13 protein-coding genes are annotated in these 16,620 nt (G+C 65.9%); 8 read left to right on the plus strand and 5 right to left on the minus strand.

Annotated elements, in window-relative coordinates; all coding sequences use genetic code 11:
* Positions 1-84: 84 nt before the first annotated feature.
* The 3 genes from sppA to GT590_RS12410 all read left to right on the plus strand — a co-directional run bounded on the left by sppA (position 85) and on the right by GT590_RS12410 (position 4,943).
* The gene (gene sppA / locus GT590_RS12400; RefSeq protein WP_114558052.1) at positions 85-1,137 is read left to right on the plus strand and encodes a signal peptide peptidase SppA; all 1,053 of its coding nucleotides are present in this window, start codon (positions 85-87) and stop codon (positions 1,135-1,137) included.
* Positions 1,118-3,145 (plus strand): methionine--tRNA ligase, encoded by a 2,028-nt coding sequence (locus tag GT590_RS12405; RefSeq protein WP_161171136.1) that lies wholly within the window; start codon positions 1,118-1,120, stop codon positions 3,143-3,145. Before sppA ends, GT590_RS12405 begins: the two co-directional genes overlap by 20 nt.
* A gap of 499 nt (positions 3,146-3,644) precedes the next feature.
* Entirely contained in the window at positions 3,645-4,943 is a 1,299-nt protein-coding gene (locus GT590_RS12410; RefSeq protein ID WP_227791449.1) for an IS256 family transposase, read from the plus strand.
* A gap of 442 nt (positions 4,944-5,385) precedes the next feature.
* Here GT590_RS12410 and GT590_RS12415 read toward each other — a convergent pair whose 3' ends face one another.
* Together GT590_RS12415 and GT590_RS12420 are read right to left on the minus strand one after the other, a co-directional pair.
* Positions 5,386-6,465 (minus strand): molybdopterin-dependent oxidoreductase, encoded by a 1,080-nt coding sequence (locus GT590_RS12415; RefSeq protein ID WP_114558113.1) that lies wholly within the window; start codon positions 6,463-6,465, stop codon positions 5,386-5,388.
* A 9-nt stretch (positions 6,466-6,474) separates the two neighbouring features.
* A complete protein-coding gene (locus tag GT590_RS12420) occupies positions 6,475-8,274 on the minus strand; it encodes a molybdopterin-dependent oxidoreductase (protein WP_114558114.1) in 1,800 nt (599 codons plus the stop codon).
* Positions 8,275-8,618: 344 nt separating this feature from the next.
* Here GT590_RS12420 and GT590_RS12425 point away from each other — a divergent pair, with 344 nt between their 5' ends.
* The 3 genes from GT590_RS12425 (at position 8,619) to GT590_RS12435 (ending at position 11,975) form a co-directional block, all read left to right on the plus strand.
* On the plus strand, positions 8,619-10,136 hold the full coding sequence (locus GT590_RS12425; RefSeq protein ID WP_139912613.1) for a helix-turn-helix transcriptional regulator: 1,518 nt from the start codon (positions 8,619-8,621) through the stop codon (positions 10,134-10,136).
* 81 nt (positions 10,137-10,217) lie between these two features.
* Positions 10,218-10,694, plus strand: coding sequence for a ribonuclease HI (gene rnhA, locus GT590_RS12430; RefSeq protein ID WP_139912614.1), 477 nt, complete (start codon positions 10,218-10,220; stop codon positions 10,692-10,694).
* A 147-nt stretch (positions 10,695-10,841) separates the two neighbouring features.
* Positions 10,842-11,975: an NlpC/P60 family protein gene (locus tag GT590_RS12435; protein WP_139912615.1), complete on the plus strand. Its 1,134-nt coding sequence runs from the start codon at positions 10,842-10,844 to the stop codon at positions 11,973-11,975.
* A 72-nt stretch (positions 11,976-12,047) separates the two neighbouring features.
* Here the strand turns inward: GT590_RS12435 and yihA are convergent, their stop codons facing one another.
* Positions 12,048-12,629, minus strand: a complete 582-nt coding sequence (gene yihA, locus GT590_RS12440; RefSeq protein WP_139912616.1) for a ribosome biogenesis GTP-binding protein YihA/YsxC — start codon at positions 12,627-12,629, stop codon at positions 12,048-12,050.
* 334 nt (positions 12,630-12,963) lie between these two features.
* On the opposite strand from yihA, the gene GT590_RS12445 reads away from it, so the two are divergent.
* Together GT590_RS12445 and GT590_RS12450 are read left to right on the plus strand one after the other, a co-directional pair.
* A complete protein-coding gene (locus GT590_RS12445; RefSeq protein WP_139912617.1) occupies positions 12,964-13,242 on the plus strand; it encodes a DUF6110 family protein in 279 nt (92 codons plus the stop codon).
* Between the two features lie 6 nt (positions 13,243-13,248).
* On the plus strand, positions 13,249-15,330 hold the full coding sequence (locus GT590_RS12450) for a heavy metal translocating P-type ATPase (protein WP_139912618.1): 2,082 nt from the start codon (positions 13,249-13,251) through the stop codon (positions 15,328-15,330).
* Here GT590_RS12450 and GT590_RS12455 read toward each other — a convergent pair.
* Both GT590_RS12455 and GT590_RS12460 read right to left on the minus strand, forming a co-directional pair.
* Positions 15,327-16,136: a protein kinase gene (locus GT590_RS12455; protein ID WP_161171137.1), complete on the minus strand. Its 810-nt coding sequence runs from the start codon at positions 16,134-16,136 to the stop codon at positions 15,327-15,329. The genes GT590_RS12450 and GT590_RS12455 overlap by 4 nt on opposite strands.
* Entirely contained in the window at positions 16,115-16,489 is a 375-nt protein-coding gene (locus tag GT590_RS12460; protein WP_227791329.1) for a zinc-ribbon domain-containing protein, read from the minus strand. Before GT590_RS12460 ends, GT590_RS12455 begins: the two co-directional genes overlap by 22 nt.
* Positions 16,490-16,620: the final 131 nt, after the last annotated feature.

Below are 16,620 nucleotides of genomic sequence, written 5' to 3' on the forward strand. Positions count from 1 at the left end.
AAACCACCAGGGAACCGCATCCGTTGGGTGCGGTTCCCTGTCGCATACGGTAGTATGGTCAGACGCATGAACCAAGGAGGGACCATGTCTCAAGACAACAACTGGCAGCAGCAGGTGTGGCAGCAGCCTGCCGCACCGCAGCAGCCTGTCGCGCCGGCCGCGCCGTACGGCTACGCCGTGCAGCCCCCGAAGAAAAACCGCGGCTGGATCGTCGCCCTCGTGGCCGTCGTGCTCGTGTTCGCGCTGCTGGCGCTGGGCATGTGGTCGTGCACGTCGGTCATGTCCTCGTCGTTCGGGTCCTTCGGCACGGGCTCCACGGTCGACGACGTGGACTACCTCACGGGCGACGCAGTCGGCGTCATCGACATCGACGGCACCATCCAGTACGACAACACCACCTCCAGCCCCGAAGGCCTGAAGGCCCAGCTCGATCGCGCCGAGAAGAACAGCCATATCAAGGCCGTCGTACTGCGTGTGAACTCCGGCGGCGGCACGGCTACGGCGGGCGAGGAGATGGCCGACTACGTGCGCGGGTTCTCCGAGCGCACCGGCAAGCCCGTCGTGGTGTCCAGCGCGTCCGTCAATGCGAGCGCCGCCTATGAGATATCCTCGCAGGCCGACTATATCTACACGGCCAAGACCACGGCCATCGGCGCCATCGGCACGGTCATGCAGGTTACCGACCTGTCCGGCCTCATGGAGAAGCTGGGCATCTCGGTGGACAACGTCACCAGCGCCGACAGCAAGGATTCCAGCTACGGCACGCGCCCGCTCACCGAGGAGGAGCGCGCCTACTACCAGGATCAGGTCGACCAGATCAACGAGACGTTCATCCAGACCGTGGCCGAGGGTCGCGACATGTCCGTCGAAGACGTGCGCGCGCTGGCCACGGGTCTCACGTTCACCGGCATGACGGCAGTCGAGAACGGCCTTGCCGACGAGATCGGCACCAAGGACGACGCCGTGGCGAAGGCAGCCGAGCTGGCGAACATCGCGCACTACACCACCGTCACGCTCAAGAATCCCACGAGCAGCCTGTCGAGCCTGCTCGACCTCATGTCAAAGAGCAACGTTTCCACCGACGATATCGCCCGAGCGCTGAAGGAGCTGGACACCGATGGCAGCATCGCCCAATAGCAACGAACGAATCTCGTGGCCCAAGCGCGCCGTCGTCACGGCGGGCATGCCCTACGGCAACAAGCCGCTGCACTTCGGCCACATCGCCGGGGTGTTCGTGCCGGCCGACGCCTTCGCGCGCTTCCTGCGCGACCGCATCGGCGCGGCGAACGTGCGCTTCATCAGCGGCACCGACTGCTTCGGCTCGCCCATCAACGAGGGCTACCGCAAGCTGGTGGAGGCCGGCGAGTTCGACGGCACCATCGCCGAGTACGTCGAGCGCAACCACGAGGCGCAGAAGAACACGCTGGATGCCTACGGCATCAGCCTGTCCATTTACGAAGGCTCCGGCATGGGGCATTCGGGCGACGTGCATCAGCTGATCACCGAGAAGTTCATCGAGAAGCTGCACGAGAACGGGCACTTGCAGCGCCGAAGCACGCTGCAGTTCTACGATGCGGAAGCGGGCACGTTCCTCAACGGCCGCCAGGTGGTTGGGCGCTGCCCCGTGCAGGGCTGCAGGTCCGAGCACGCCTACGCCGACGAGTGCGACTTGGGGCACAGCTACGCCCCCGAGGACCTCATCGCGCCGAAGTCGTCGTTGACGGGCACGACTCCCGAGATGCGCCCGGTGGAGAACTGGTACTTCGATTTGCCCGCGTTCGCCGACTTCCTGCGCGGCCACGTGGCGGCGCTCGAGGCCGACCCCGAGGTGCGCGCCATCGTGCCGCAGACCATCAAGGAGTTCCTCAGCGCCCCCGTCGTCTACATCAAGAACGACGCCCGCGAGGCCTACGATGCCGTGGCGGGCGAGCTGCCGGCCCATCAGCTGCGCGAGGCCGAGAAGGGCAAGCAGAGCTTCGAGATCGAGTTCGCCTCCATCGACGACCGCGACGCGGCGCGCGAGGTGCTGGGGCGGGCGGGCATCCGCTTCCGCACGGGCAAGGCGCTCGTGCCGTTCCGCATCACGGGCAACATCGAGTGGGGCGTGAAGGCGCCGGTCATCGACGGGCTGGAAGGCCTCACGGTGTGGTGCTGGCCCGAGAGCCTGTGGGCGCCCATGTCGTTCACCATGGCCGTCAACGACAAGATGGGCCTGCCGCGCGGCAGCTGGCGCGATTTCTGGTGCTCGGAGGACGCCGAGGTGTACCAGTTCATCGGCCAGGACAACCTGTACTTCTACGGTGTTGCGCAGCCCGCGCTCATCGAGGCGCTGCGCCCTGGCGACATCCTGACGCCCGGCGTGACCGAGCATCCCATCCGCCAGACCACCCTCGTGGCGAACCATCACATCCTGTTCGGCGACAAGAAGGCCTCGTCGTCGGGCTCGGTGAAGCCGCCCACGGCCGACGAGCTGCTGGACTACTACACCGTCGAACAGCTGCGCGCGCACTTCCTGGCGCTCGGCCTCGACCAGAAGTCGGTGGGCTTCAAGCCCAAGCCGTTTTTGGCCACCCCCGAGGAGCTTGCGGACACGCGCGTGGCCGACCCGGTGCTGAAAGAGGGCGCGCTGCTGACGAACGTGTTCAACCGCTTGGCTCGCAGCTGCTTCTACGAGGCGCAGAAGAACTTCGAGGGTTATATGCCGCTGGGCGATGCGTCCGAGGACGTGGTAACGAAGGTGCACGAGGTGCTGCGCACCTACGACGAAACGATGCACCGCGTGGAGCTGCACACCATCATGTCCATCATGGACGAGTTCATCCGCTGGGCGAACAAGCGCTGGTCGGACGGCATCCGCGAGGCCGAGAACACGGGCGATGACGAGCTGCGCCGCCAGGTGCTCGTGGACTCGTTCTTCCTGCTGCGCATGGCAACGCTGCTCATGCACCCCGTGGTTCCGGCGGGCGCCGAGAAGATCTGCGACTACCTCAGCTTCGAGTTCGACGACTTCTTCAGCTGGAACTACGACTTCGAGAACATGGACGAGCTGTGCAGCGCCGGCGAGATCACTGAAGCCCGCCACCGCATCCGCGAGCTGCCCCCGCGCTTCGACTTCTTCGCGAAGCACCCGAGCCAGTACAAGTAACGTCCCGGCAGGGGGCAGGCCCCCAACGGGGATGTTTTCGGGATGAAGAGCGCCCGTCCGCGGAATGCGGGCGGGCGCTTTCGGTTGACAAGTGTTGGGGAGGGGCGGCTGGTTCGACGCATGCGCAGCCGTGGGTGGGTTGCGTGCAGCAAAAACGCCGGTTTGGCAGCGCCGGCTCGTTCGGACGCCTTCTTCTCGGGTTCGGGAGCGTTGTTTTGCGGAATGCGACCGAGCGCCATCTGGAGTTTTGTCGCGGTGTTCTTCGGGATTGGGCATCGAGGCTGCCAAACCGGCGTTTTTGCTGCACGCGGGGCGGCGAAAACGTGCGTCGGCCGTCGCGTGGTCCGGCATCCGAGGGGGCTGGTTGGCGGGCGGTAGCGTCCCGAAAGTTGGTGTATCAATCCGTTTTTGGAGGGCGAAGCCTGCCCGAGAAAAACGGACATCGTCTAGAATCGTCAATCACCACAAAAGACAGATTCGAAGGAAGGCGATGCCCGCTATGGACACTCTACTATTCAACGACCCCGAAGTGAAGGGGCTCGCGTTCGCGATCCTCGAGGAATGCACCGACCTGCAGGCCTTCGGGCGCAGGATGCTCGAGCTCCTGGCGAACGCCGCGATGTCGGCGAAGGCCGACGAGGCGTGCAACGCCCCCTACGGGGAGCGCGACGAGGGGCGCGTCAACTCGCGCAACGGCTACCGGGAGCGGGGGCTCTCGACCGCCGCGGGCGACGTCACCCTCAAGATTCCGAAGCTGCGCCGAGGCTCGTTCTTCCCCGAGGACCTGATCGAGCGCTACTGCAGGGTGGACCGGGCGCTCGTCGCGGCGGTGGCCGAGATGTACGTCATGGGGATATCGACGCGCAAGGTGGAGGCCGTCGCGGGCGAGCTCGGCGTGAGGTCGATGTCGAAGTCGCAGGTGTCGCGCCTGTGCGAGTGCCTGGACGCCGAGGTGGACGCGTTCAGGAGGCAGCGCTTCGACGGGGTGCGCTTCGCCTACCTGTGGCTCGACGCCACCTACGTGAAGTGCCGCGCGGAGGGGCGCTCGGCGTCCCAGGCCGTCGTGACCGCGATCGGGCTCGACGACACGGGCCACAAGCGCTTCGTCGGCGTGGACTGCGTGGACACGGAGAGCCACGCCGGGTGGAAGGCGTTCCTCTCCGGCCTGAGGGCGCGCGGCGTCGACGGCGTGCGCCTCGTCGTCTCGGACGCCCACGAAGGGCTCGCGAAGGCGATAGCCGAGACGTTCCAAGGAGCGGCCTGGCAGCGCTGCGTCACGCACCTCATGCGCAACGTGGCGGGCCGCATCCACAGGAAGGACGACCAGAGAAAGGCGCGCGAGGCCATGAAGGCCGTCTTCGCGCAGAAGAGCCCCGTCCTCGTGCGGGCGTGCTACCAAGAGGCGACCGAGGAGGTGCTGAAGATCTCGAGGGCGGCCGGAAACGTGCTCTTGGAGGCCGAGGAGGCGGCGCTCGCCTACCTGGCGTTCCCGGCCACGCACCGCACCAAGATCCGCACCAACAACGTCCAGGAGAGGGCCAACCGCGAGATCAAGCGCAGGACGCGCGTCGTGCAGGGGTTCCCCTCGCGCGAGTCGCTCATCCGCCTGGTGGGAGCGGCGCTCATCGAGGCCGACGAGGAGTGGTCGGCGCGCTGCGTCATCTCCAGGCCCTCGCTCGCGCACGCCTGGAAGGCCCAGGAGCGCGAGGCCCCCGGCGAGGCCGAGGTGCTCGCCGCCCGCGAGGCGGCGCGCAAGATCATAGGGAGCGCCATTGACCCGAAGGAGGACGAAGGCTAAGATTCACCTCGCAAGGGTGCCGGCGATTCTCCGGCGATGGCCCTGATACACCACGATTCGGGACGCGGCCGGCGGGCTGGGTTGGCTGCCGGCCTGGGCGCAAAGAGGGTTCCATGACAATCTCGAAGCAGTTTCGACGTGCCGGTGGGCTTCGCCAAACCGTATAATCCCAGGTGGTGAAAATCTTGCGTCGCCGCCGACGTCCGATCCGGCCGCCGAATTTGTCATGGGACCCGTTTTGCGCCCAGCTCCGCCTCGCTCTATGTCGGATTTGACACGTCAGGGTTCCAACGTGTCAAAGCACTCGTCCTCTTGACGCACTGGGTGCTGCCGTTCGCCCGCATGGACGCTCGCGACGGTGCGGGACGCAACGTGAAAACGCCCGCCCGCATTTCGCGGACGGGCGTTTTCGGTTGGCTCGAGGTTGCGTGCTGCGAAGGGTTTAGGCCACTTCGAACAGCAGAGTCGCCGCAAGCGGGGACACCATGCCGTCGGCGGTTTTCGCGCGCACGGTCATGCGGTAGTCGCCCTTTTCCTCGAACGACGTGGTGAACTGCCAGTTCACCCACTTGTCGGCCGTGGCGCCGTCGGTGTCGCACGACGTCCACGTGCGGCCGTTGTCGAATGAGAACTCGATGGCGGCGATGGGGCTTCCCAGATCGTCGGCCACGCCTTCGAACGTGATCTCGTCGCCTGCCTTGAACACGCAGTCGTCGGAGTAGTTCATGATGTTGATCTTGTTGCGGTAGCACGGGTCCACCTGCTGCACGTCGGGCTCCGCATCCTCCTGCGTCAGCTCGATGTTTACGATGTCGCGCGTGAAGTAGCGCGCCACGGTCTCGGGCATCCACAGCTGCAGGCTCGACCCGGTGGCCGCTTCCAGCTCCTGGCCGTTCACCTGGTACACCAGAAGCGCGTTCTTCTCCAGCGCGTAGCGCAAGGGCAGCGGCTGGCCGAAGCCGTCCGCGCCGTAGGCGGTGACGGTGTTCACGCCGTCCTCGAGGTCGGCCATCTCCACCACGGCCGACAGCGGAACGCCCATGACGGCCGCCTGGCCGAAGGGCGATCCGGTGGCGCACGAGCACGCCATCATCGTCTCCTGGCTGGCGTCGTCGGCCAGGTCGCGCACGTCGATGGTGAAGTTCTTCTTGATGTTGCCGCCCACGTTCACGTAGAAGTTGGCCACGCCGCCCTCCACGTCGACGAGCTCGGTGGCAGGCTTCGAGCACATGCTGGTCAGCGCCGTTCCGAACACGTTGAACAGCTCGTCGTTGGGGGTGACGCCCTCCTGGTTGAAGGTGAACGCTCCCTGGGCGTTGGCCACGGAGACGTAGGACGCGTCGTCCTCGTTGAACCATTGTGCGGTCACGACGTTGTCTCCCACGGCGTGCGTCGTGGCGATCGGGTCCGCGTCGGCGGTCTGCGGCAGTCCGGCCGTAGCGCCGATACCGCCCACTGCTCCGAACATCAGCAGCGCGCCGCCGGCCACGCCGCCCGCGATCTTCTTGGGGTTGTAAGCCATGGCGTCCTCCTACTCGCTCTTCTCGTCAGATGCCGCCGCGACCTTCGGAGGGATCAGCGATGCGCTTTCCAGCACGGTCGTGTCCTCGGGGTTGGGCATCTTGTCCTTCGCGTTGAACATGACGGTCTGGGTCTCGAAGCTCGTCATGCCGCTTTCGGTGGTGGCGCGAACGGTCAGGCAGTACGCGCCTTCCAGTTCGGGCTTGTAGGTGAAGCTCCACCACACCATCTTGTTGCGATCCATGTCGCCGATATCGTACTTCGTCCACGTTTCTCCGCGGTCAAGGGAGAACTCGACGCTTGCGATCTTCTCGTCGTAGCCGTCCACGTAGCCGGTGAATTCGTAGGGCTGGCCGTTCTGCACGAGCAGGCCGTCGGGTACGCCGAGGATGGTGGCGTTGGGCTTGTTCATGGGAACGTCGTCCTCGTTCTGCCATCCGTTCGGGTTGCCGGCCCACTTGTCGGTGTAGTCGATGTCCTCGTCGGTGACGTGGTAGGTGTCGATCTGCTTCGAGTTGATCTGCGCGTCCACGCCTTCCACCCAGTTCGTGCACGGATAGCCGCGCGTCGCGTCGAGGTACTCGCCACCGATCTTGTACACCAGCAGCGCCTCGTCGGAGTCGACCTTGTCCACGGGGAAGGCGCGTTTGGAGCTGCCGTCGGCGCGCAGCGCCTTCACGCCCGTCGTGCCGTTCTTGTAGCCGCCCGCCTTTTCGATGAGCCAGCTCACGGGAATGCCGGTTATCTCGGTGTTCGTGACTCCGCCGCCTCCCACCGGGTTCCAGTTGCACACCATCTTCGAGGTCTTCGTGATCACGGCGCCGTCGGCCTCGGCTTCTTTGATGAGCTCGGGCAGCGTGGCCGTGTACTCGGCGTTCACGTTGCCGTCAACGGTGATGGTCCATTCGTCGAACAGGCTCTGCGGCATCTCGAGGTTGAGGCCGTTCACGCCCGCGCCGTGGCGCATGTTGTCGTAGTAGGCGTGCATCCAGTCGTACGAGAACACGCCGCTTTGATCCTGCGTCTTCTCCTGGTCGATCTTGAAGTCGCCCTGCACGTTCTCGATGTCGTTGATGCCCCACAGGCGATCGTATTTCGTGAGATCCCACAGCTCCAGGCCCGCACCGTTCTCGGTGGCGTTGTGGCAGGACATGCAGTCGCCCTGATACTGGTTGACGAAGTCGCTCTTCGTGCGCGATCCGTAGTGAACGGCGTGCATGAGCGTGCCGAACTCGTACTGCTTCGCGATGTAGCCCGGAGCGTAGGAGTGGCAGAACAGGCACTGCTGCAGCGTGGTCTTGTTGTCCAACTCGTCGTTCCAGGCAACCGGGTGCTCGTAGGGCAGGTGCTTCAGCAGCGAGTTCATGTCGGCATGGCACGATTCGCAGCCGCGGTTGTCGGCGTCCAGCCAGTAGGTGTTGTACGAGTTGGAACCGGCTTGGATCTGCCAAGCGTCGGGGTTCACCTCGTACTCGGTGGGCGTGCGCTGCACCATCTGCCCGTTCGGCAGGGTGCGCACTTCGGGAGCGTATTCGGTCGCAACCTGGTCCCAGCGGTCCCATAGGTTGTCGAGGTATTCTTTGCCGGGATAGTAGTTCTCGTCGATGTCCTCGTTCGTGGTGCCTTCGGCGCCGTCGATGACGGCCTGCTGCTCGGGCGTGAGCTTCTGCTCCTGCGGGACGGCGCCTCCGTCCCCGGACGGAGCGGCGGCGCCCGCGTTCTCCGACTGCTGCGGCGCGCATCCTGCCGCCAGGCCGAGCGTGCAGGCCGCGCAGGTTGCCACGATGATGGCCTTCTTGTTGAGCCTCATGCATCCCCCTTTCCTTGTCTTGGTTCCCGTCGTCCGCCATGCGCGCTCGCGCTTCGCCGTTTGCGTCCCTCCCTTCTTCCTCTTGCGTCGTCGATGCGCGCGGACCGTCCCATCGTAGGATGCGGGCTGCCGTGCGCGCCATCGCCCAAGTATCCGATTCGCGGGTCGTCCGATGATTTCCGCATCGGACACTTTGGCCGATGCCCGTGCAGAGCGGGGTGATTCTGCCGGTTCGGACCGAACGCGCCGTTTTTGAGGGTGCGGGCGTGCGAAGGGCGTGCGATAATGAGAGGCGGTCGCCGTGCGGCGGCCTGATGTTGGGGAGGCTTGGGGAATCACCGATCATGGGCAACCGCGGTCTGCAAATCAATCCGGTGGGCGTGCTCGCTTCGTGCGGGCTGGGGCTCAATCTGGTCTGGTGCACGTTGATGGGCCACACGCTGGGCTTCATGTCGTCAACAGCCGGCATGGATGCGTGGGCGAATCCGCGCCTGTTCTTCCTTGCCGGTATCCTTCTATGCACGGCGGCGTTCGCGACGGCTCCGCGTGCGCTCAAGCGCGCCGACGGCATGCTGCGCTTCGTGCTGCCGCTGTTGTCGGCCTTCGGCACGGCGTGCTTCGGCATGTCGTTCCACCAGACCTTCTTCGATCCCGGGGCGCTGGCCGTGGGCGGCCTGTTCGTGGCCGGCGTGGGTTACTTCTGGCTGGCGGCGCGCTATATGCTGCTGCTCGCGCGCACGCAGGGCTACGTGTGCGCCGTCGCCAGCATAGCGGGCAGTCTGGTGCTGAAGCTTCCCGTTTTGCTCGTGCTCAGCGCGTTCGCAAGCCCCGCAGTGCAGGTGATCGTCGCCATCGCCATGCCTGTGTCCACGGCGCTTCTGTTCGAAACGGCATGCGCTCTTGCGCGCGATCGTGCCGATCTCGCGGCAGGGGAGGGCGTTTCGGATGCCGTTGCGCCTTCGAGGGCGGCTTCCGCCTCGGAGGGCTCTCGCGCTCGTACGGTGTTCGGCGTGCCGGCCGTCCCGCGCACGCGCGAGCGCACGTCGGCTGCCGAACGCCGCACCATGCTCGTGCTGTTGGCTATCGCGGCGGTGGTGCTGGCTGTCATCCGCTCGGTGAGCTACCTGGGGATGTGGGGCGATACGAACGCGAACATCTCCACGGCGCTGCCGTGGCTCACCGCCATGATCGTTCCGGCCGTCTGCGTCGTGGTGTTCGCCTACGCCGCGCTCGCGCGCCTGGCCGATGCCGCGTTGCCGATCCGATTCCAGCCTGCGCTGCTGCTCATCCTGGTGGGTTTGTTCGTCGTAGCCATCCAGGCGAACCCCACGGGAGCGTCGCTCGGGTTCCTCACCGTGGTCATCCAGATCGACGAGCTGTTCGCGCACCTCTTGTTCTGGACCGTCGTGGTAACGGCGCTCGACGTGCTCGACGTGCCGTCGTACCGCGTCATGGGGGTGGCCGGCGTGGTCTATGCGGGAGCGTCCATCGCCTGGGTGCTGTTGTTGGGACGCGCGGCCATCGTGGACACGTTGCTCGTGATGCTGGCAACCTACGCTTTCGTGGTCGTTGCGCTGTGCGCCGTATGGTTCGTGCCGAGTCGAAAGGATGCCGCTTCGGGCGAGGTCGCTGCTCCGCTCGTGCAGACGGTGTCGGACACGTGTCTCGAGCTGGCGGGACGTTATGCGCTGTCGCCGCGCGAGACCGAGGTGTTCGTGCTTCTGGCCCAGGGCCGCACGCGCGCCTTCATCCAGGACGAGCTCGTGCTGTCAGGCAGCACCGTGAAGACCCACGTCTCCCATATCTACGCCAAGATGGGCGTCCACGACCGCCAGGAGATGATGGACCTCATCTGGGGCTGACGCGTAGAATTCGATGGCGACCGCTCTCTCGTGGTATGATACCCATCCGGTTTTGCCCCTCCGACGCGAAAGGCCCTCCACATGCATGTAGACATATACACCGACGGTGCGGCGCGGGGGAATCCGGGGCCGGGGGGCTACGGCACGGTGCTGCGCTTCGTCGATTCGAAGGGCGCCGTCCACGAGAAGGAGCTGTCGCAGGGCTACGAGCGCACCACGAACAACCGCATGGAGCTCATGGCCGTGGTGGCGGGTCTCGAAGTGCTCAAGCGCCCGTGCTCCATCACGCTGTACTCCGACTCGCAGTACGTGGTGAACGCCTTCAACCAGCATTGGGTTGACGGCTGGCTCAAGCGCGGCTGGAAGAACGCGCAGAAGCAGCCCGTGAAGAACGACGATCTGTGGAAGCGTCTGCTGGCGGCCAAGGAGCCTCACGACGTGACGTTCGTGTGGGTGAAGGGGCATGCGGGCCATCCCGAGAACGAGCGCTGCGACGAGCTGGCCACGACGGCCGCCGACGGCGCGGGGCGCATTCGCGACGAGGGCTTCAGCGGATAAGCGAGGATTCCGAAGCTGCACCCGGCTCACCCGAGGTTCGTATGATGTTCCTGTTCGATTTCCAAGCTGTTTCGTAGGCGAGCCATGCGATCTGATACACTAGCTCGCAATGTATACGAGCATCTGAGCGCAGGTGGAGGTTCCCACATGCAACAGCAAGCAACGCGCGCCCGCAAGGGCGTGTTCGCGGGAGCAGTGGCTGCGGCCCTCGCGGCGACTCTCATGATCCCTTCGTTGGCGTACGCCGATCCGACTGCCAGCGAAAAGCAGGCTGAAGCTCAGGCCGCGCTCGCATCGCTCAACAGCATGCAGAGCACGCTCAACCGAACCTCCGTCGTCTACGATGAGGCCTTGGCCGCGCAGAGAGAAGCCGAGGCCAAGCGCGACGAGGCGCAGGCGCGCATCGACGAGGCGAACGGCCAGATCGCCGACCTTCAAACCCGATTGGGATCTCGTGCGCGCAGCATGTACCGCACGGGCGGAAGCTCGTTCCTCGACCTGCTGCTGGGCGCCACCACCTTCCAGGAGTTCTCGACGGGTTGGGATATGCTCAACACCTTGAACGAGAACGATGCCGATCTCGTTCAGCAGACGAAAGATCTGCGTGCCGAAGTGCAGGAGCAGCAGGCCGCCTATGCAGAGCAGCAGCGCGTAGCCGCCGAGAAGGCCGATGAGGCGCTGCGCTCCAAGCAGGAGGCGGCGTCCACGATGTCCGCCATGCAGGCTACCTACGACAGCCTGAGCGCCGAAGCGGCCGAGCTGCTGGAGCAGGAGCGCGCTGCGCAGGCAGCCGCCGATGCAGCTCAGGCCCAAGCCGTGGTGGAAGCGTCTGCGCGTCAGGCCCAAGAGAACGCGAACGCTTCGGGCAATGTTGCTCCGGGCAACGATCCCTCGCCTTCTCCGTCGCCTTCGCCCTCTCCGTCGCCCGCTCCGAGCGAGCCTTCCGGACCCTCCTACAATCCTGTGACGGGCAATGCTATCGTCGACCGGGCGTACGGTTGCATAGGATTGCCGTATTCGTGGGGTGGGGTAGGACCGAGCTCGTTCGATTGCTCCGGCCTGGTAAGCTATGCCGTGACTGGAAGCTTCTCCCGATGGGGAACCACGAACACGTTCATGGGCATGTCGCAGGTAAGCGATCCTCAACCTGGCGATATCGCCACCAGTTGGGGCCACTGCGGTATCTACATCGGCAACGGCCAGATGATCCATGCTCCAACCTTCGGCCAGACGGTGTGCATCAGCCCGGTGCAGGGTGACATGATCATCGTTCGCCCGTAGCCCCGGATTCCTCAAGCGAAAGAAAACGGCCCTTCGGGGCCGTTTTCTTTCGGGTGCATGCTGCGGCAGCGCCTACCGCACGCTGTTCTTGATGAGCGAGCGCAGTTCGTCGATGCCGATGCCCTTCTCCGACGAGCATACCACCAGCGGCACGTCGGTTCCCAGCTTCAGCTGCTTCTTCAGTGCAGCCTTCTGCTTCATCTGCTGCTGGCGGCTGAGCTTGTCGGCCTTCGTCAGCACTACGGCGAACGGCAACTCGGCCTCCTGCAAGAAGCCGATCATGTTCATGTCGAGGTCGGATGCCTCGTGGCGGATATCCACGAGCGATACCACCAGCGCGAGGTCGCGATCCTGGTTGAAGTAACCCTCGATCAGCTCCGACCAGCGGCTCTTGTCCGATTTCGACACCTTGGCGTAGCCGTAACCCGGCAGGTCGACGAAGCGCACGCCGTCGCACGAGAAGAAGTTGATGGTGGCCGTCTTGCCCGGCGTCTGCGACACCTTTGCCAGGCCTTTGCGGTTGAACAGCTTGTTCAGCAACGACGACTTGCCCACGTTAGAGCGTCCTGCGAACGCAATCTCGGGCATAGTCGAAGGCGTGAGCTGAGACGACACGCCGAACGATCGCTCGAATGTCACGTTGTTGATGTTCATGGGGCGCTCCTTGCCGCTGGCTGTTCTCGGTGCCCTTCATGGTACCCGAATCGCGCGGGGAATGCGGGCGGAACCCGGCAAACCCCCGCATTCCCCATGGGATGCGTCAGACGTGTTTGCGTCCCGTGTACAGCGCCAGTGCCATGCAGGCGAGGCTCGCCCATGCCCAGAAACGATGCTGCTTCATGCCCGACCTCCTTCGCTTCGATGCTGACGATACGAGTTAACCATGATTGACTTTATACGACAAGCGTATTATCCTTTAAAAGTTAGATTCGTGCAACTTCGAATCGAAGCGAGCGGATGCGGAACCAACGAGAGAGAGGCGCAAGCGATGGGATTCAGGAAGAAGAGCGGGCTCTTGGTGGGCATGGGCTTTCTGTTGGGCACGGTGGGCGTGAAGGCGCTGACCAGCAGCACCGCCAAGAAATGCTACGTGCGGGGCGTCGCGCAGGGTCTGCGCGCGAAAGCGACGTACGAGAGCATCGTGGAGCAGGCGAAGGCCGAGGTCGACGACATCGTGGCCGAGGCCGCCTACATCAGCGTCGCCGGCAAGGATGGGGAACGTCCTGCCGAGCCTGTTGTCGAGGCCGACGAACAGCCGGCGAAGTAGAGCGCGATGGACTACGTCATCGCGAGCGAGATCCCCGGCCGCTTGCGCGTGCGGCTGGTCGGTCCCGTGCCCGCCGGCGATCTCGACGCGCTCTACCGCGTGCTGGGCGCGTGCCCGGCGGTGGAGCACGCGAACGTCTATCCTCGCATCGGCAGCATCGCCGTGCACTACCGCGCGGAGGACGGCGCGCGGCAGCGGGTGCTCGATCGCCTGGACTCCATCGACGCCGAGGTCATCGCCGAAGCCCGCTCGAACTGCGGGATAGAGCTGGCGCCGCGCACCCAGTCGCTGCTCATGGACATCGCGGTGCTCGTGGGGTCGTACTTCGCGCGCCGGTGGTTCCTGCCGAAGCCCGTCGCGGCCCTCGTCACCGCCTGGCGCTACCGCGGCTTCCTGGCGGCGGCGGTTCGCTCGCTCGGGCGGGCGCGGCTCGACGTGCCCGTGCTTGACGCTGCCGCCATCGGCATGTCGTTCGCCAAGCGCGACCCGCGCACGGCGGGCGAGACGATGCTGCTGCTGAACATGGGCGAGACGCTGGAGGAGTACACGCGCTCGCGGTCGGAGGGAGCGCTCGTGAGCGCGCTGCTCGATCTTCCGGAAACCGCGCAGCTCGTCGAGGACGACCAGGAGATCCAGGTGGCGGCATCGGACCTCAAGCCGGGCGACTGCATCGCCGTGCGCACCGGCATGCCCGTGTGCGTCGATGGCGAGGTGGTGCGCGGCACAGCCATGGTGAACCAGGCTGCCCTCACCGGTGAGCCGTTGGCGGTTGAGCGCGGCGTGGGCGACAACGTGTTCTCGGGCACCGCGGTCGAGGACGGCGAGATCATCGTGCGCGTGACGGCGGATGCGGGTGAGACGAAGCTGCGTTCCATCGTGGCGCTCGTGGAGCAGGCGGAATCCTTCAAATCGGAAACCCAGTCGCGCATGGAGCGGCTGGCCGACCGCATCGTGCCTTGGAACTTCCTCCTGGCAGGCGCCGTGGCGCTTGCCACGCGCAGCCTCGTGAAGACGTCGGCGGCGCTCATGGTGGACTACTCCTGCGCCCTCAGGCTCACTGGCTCCATTGCCGTGCTGGCGGCCATGAGCCAAAGCGCGCAGGCGGGTTTCACCGTGAAGGGCTCGAAGCACTTCGAGGCCATGGCGGCGGCCGACACCATCGTGTTCGACAAGACCGGGACGTTGACCGAGGCCACGCCCAACGTGGCCTGCGTGCTGGCGCTCGACGGGTGGAACCGCCGCGAAGTGCTGCGGCTTGCCGCCTGCCTGGAGGAGCATTTCCCGCACCCGGTGGCTCGCGCCGTGGTGCGCGCGGCCGCGGAGAAGAACCTTCGCCACCGCGAGCGCCACGCCGACGTGGAGTACCTCGTGGCGCATGGAATCGCGTCGTCGCTCGACGGCAAGCGCGTGGTCATCGGCTCGGAGCATTTCGTCGTGGAGGACGAGGGCGTGTCCCTCACCGAGGAGCAGAAGCGCCGCGTGGCCGAAGAAACGGAGGGGCTGTCGCCGCTGTACCTGGCGGTGGACGGCGAGCTGATCGGCGTCATCGGCATCGAGGACCCGCTGAAGGCCGGAGTGCGCGAGGCCATAGCCGACCTGCGGATGCTCGGGTTCAAGCGCGTCGTCATGCTCACGGGCGACGGCGAGCGCACGGCGGCGCGCATCGCGGACGCCGCCGGCGTGACGGAGTACCGCGCCAACCTGCTGCCCGAGGACAAGTATGCGTTCGTTGAGCGGCTGAAGGCGGAGGGGAGCAAGGTGGTGATGGTGGGCGACGGCGTGAACGACGCTCCGGCGCTCTCGCTGGCCGACGTGGGCATCGCCATGGGGCAGGGCACTGCCGTGGCGAAAGAGGTGGCTGACATCACGCTGACGGGAGGGCGCCTGAGCGCGCTCGTGACGCTGCGGACGCTGAGCGCGGGGCTGACCGCGCGCCTGAATGCATCGTTCAAGGAGGTCGTCGCCATCAACTCGGCGCTGCTGGCGGCGGGCATCGGCGGTCTCGTCGCGCCTCAGACCTCGTCGCTGCTGCACAACGTGTCCACGGTGGCGCTCAGCGTGAGGAACGGCGGGGCGTACCGCGTCTAGCGCCAGGCCGTCGGCGGCGCTGCGAACGCCTCCTCGAAGGCGTTGCCGATTGACGCGAAGCCGTGCAGCGCGGGTTCGTCCGAGAACAGGTCGAGCAGCAGGGAGCGCTGGGCGGCCGGGAGGTCGAGGTCGTCGAACCAAGGGAGCTTCGCGCTTCCGCCGCGACGTGGAACGGCGGGGTTCGCGTACAGCAGGAACAGCAGCACGTCGGGGAGCCCGGCGCGATCGGTCGCGATCGCGGCCGGGCTCGCCGCGTTCCGGTCGAAGAAGCCGGCCAGTCCGAAGTCGACGAGCGACGCCGTCCCTTCATCGTCGATCAGCAGGTTCGCCGGCCGCACGTCGCCGTGCGCCACGCCGCGGCCCTCCAGGTGCGCGAGCGCGTCGATGACCTGGCGGCCGATGGAGGCGATCGCCGCTTGGTCGAACGATCGTCGTTGCCGGAACAGCAGGCGATCGAGGGAAGTTCCGGGCATGAGGCTTTGCGCCATGAAGCAGCGCCCGCGGTCGTGTGCGCCGTCGCGCTCGCGCACGATGCCGAGCCAGCGGGGGACGGCGGGGTGCGCGCACAGCGACAGCGCCTTCGCCTCGTTCCAGAGAGCGTCGCAGTCGCGTGACCCCTGCTCGGGCCTGATCAGCTTGAGGGCGGCGATGCGGGGCTCGCCGCTTGCGCGCGAGGCGCGAAAGCACGTGCCGAAGCGGCCTTGGCCCAGCACGGCGTCGAGCCGCCATGCGCCGAACGTGCGGCCGACGAGCCTGCGGTCGCCGGCCGCGGTGGCGAAGCGCGCTAGCCGCGCGGCGTGCCGCATTCGGGGCAGAACTTCGCGCTGGGAGGCAGCGTCGCGCCGCATTGCGCGCAGAACCCGCCGCCCAGCTTCTCGCCGCATTCGAGGCAGAACTTGGAGCCTGCCGGCACCTGCGCGTTGCACTTCGGGCAGGAAAGCGAGCCTGCGGAAGAGGAGGGATGCGGCGTCTGCGTCTGGGGCGCGGCCTGCACCTGGCCGGGGAAGGGCTGTGCGGCCTGCTGAGGATAGCCGTGGCCGTAGCGCTTGCGGTCCGAGCTGCTGAACGAGCCCATAAATCCGCCGAGCTTGCCCATGAACCCTTGCTGTTGATAATAGCCGCTGCCTTGGTTGGTGCGGCGCTTTTTGCGACCGCTCATGGAGAAGAGCCCCATCGGGTGGTCCTTTCGATCGGCTGGATAGCTGAGTCCCAGCATACCCGAAAGCATCGCGCACCCGCGCATCGCCGTTCGACTACCGGAAAAATCCAAGGGGCGAAGCAAGCGCAGCG

It is taken from the genome of Eggerthella sp. BIOML-A1 (genome assembly GCF_009875595.1).
Lineage (GTDB): Bacteria > Actinomycetota > Coriobacteriia > Coriobacteriales > Eggerthellaceae > Eggerthella > Eggerthella lenta.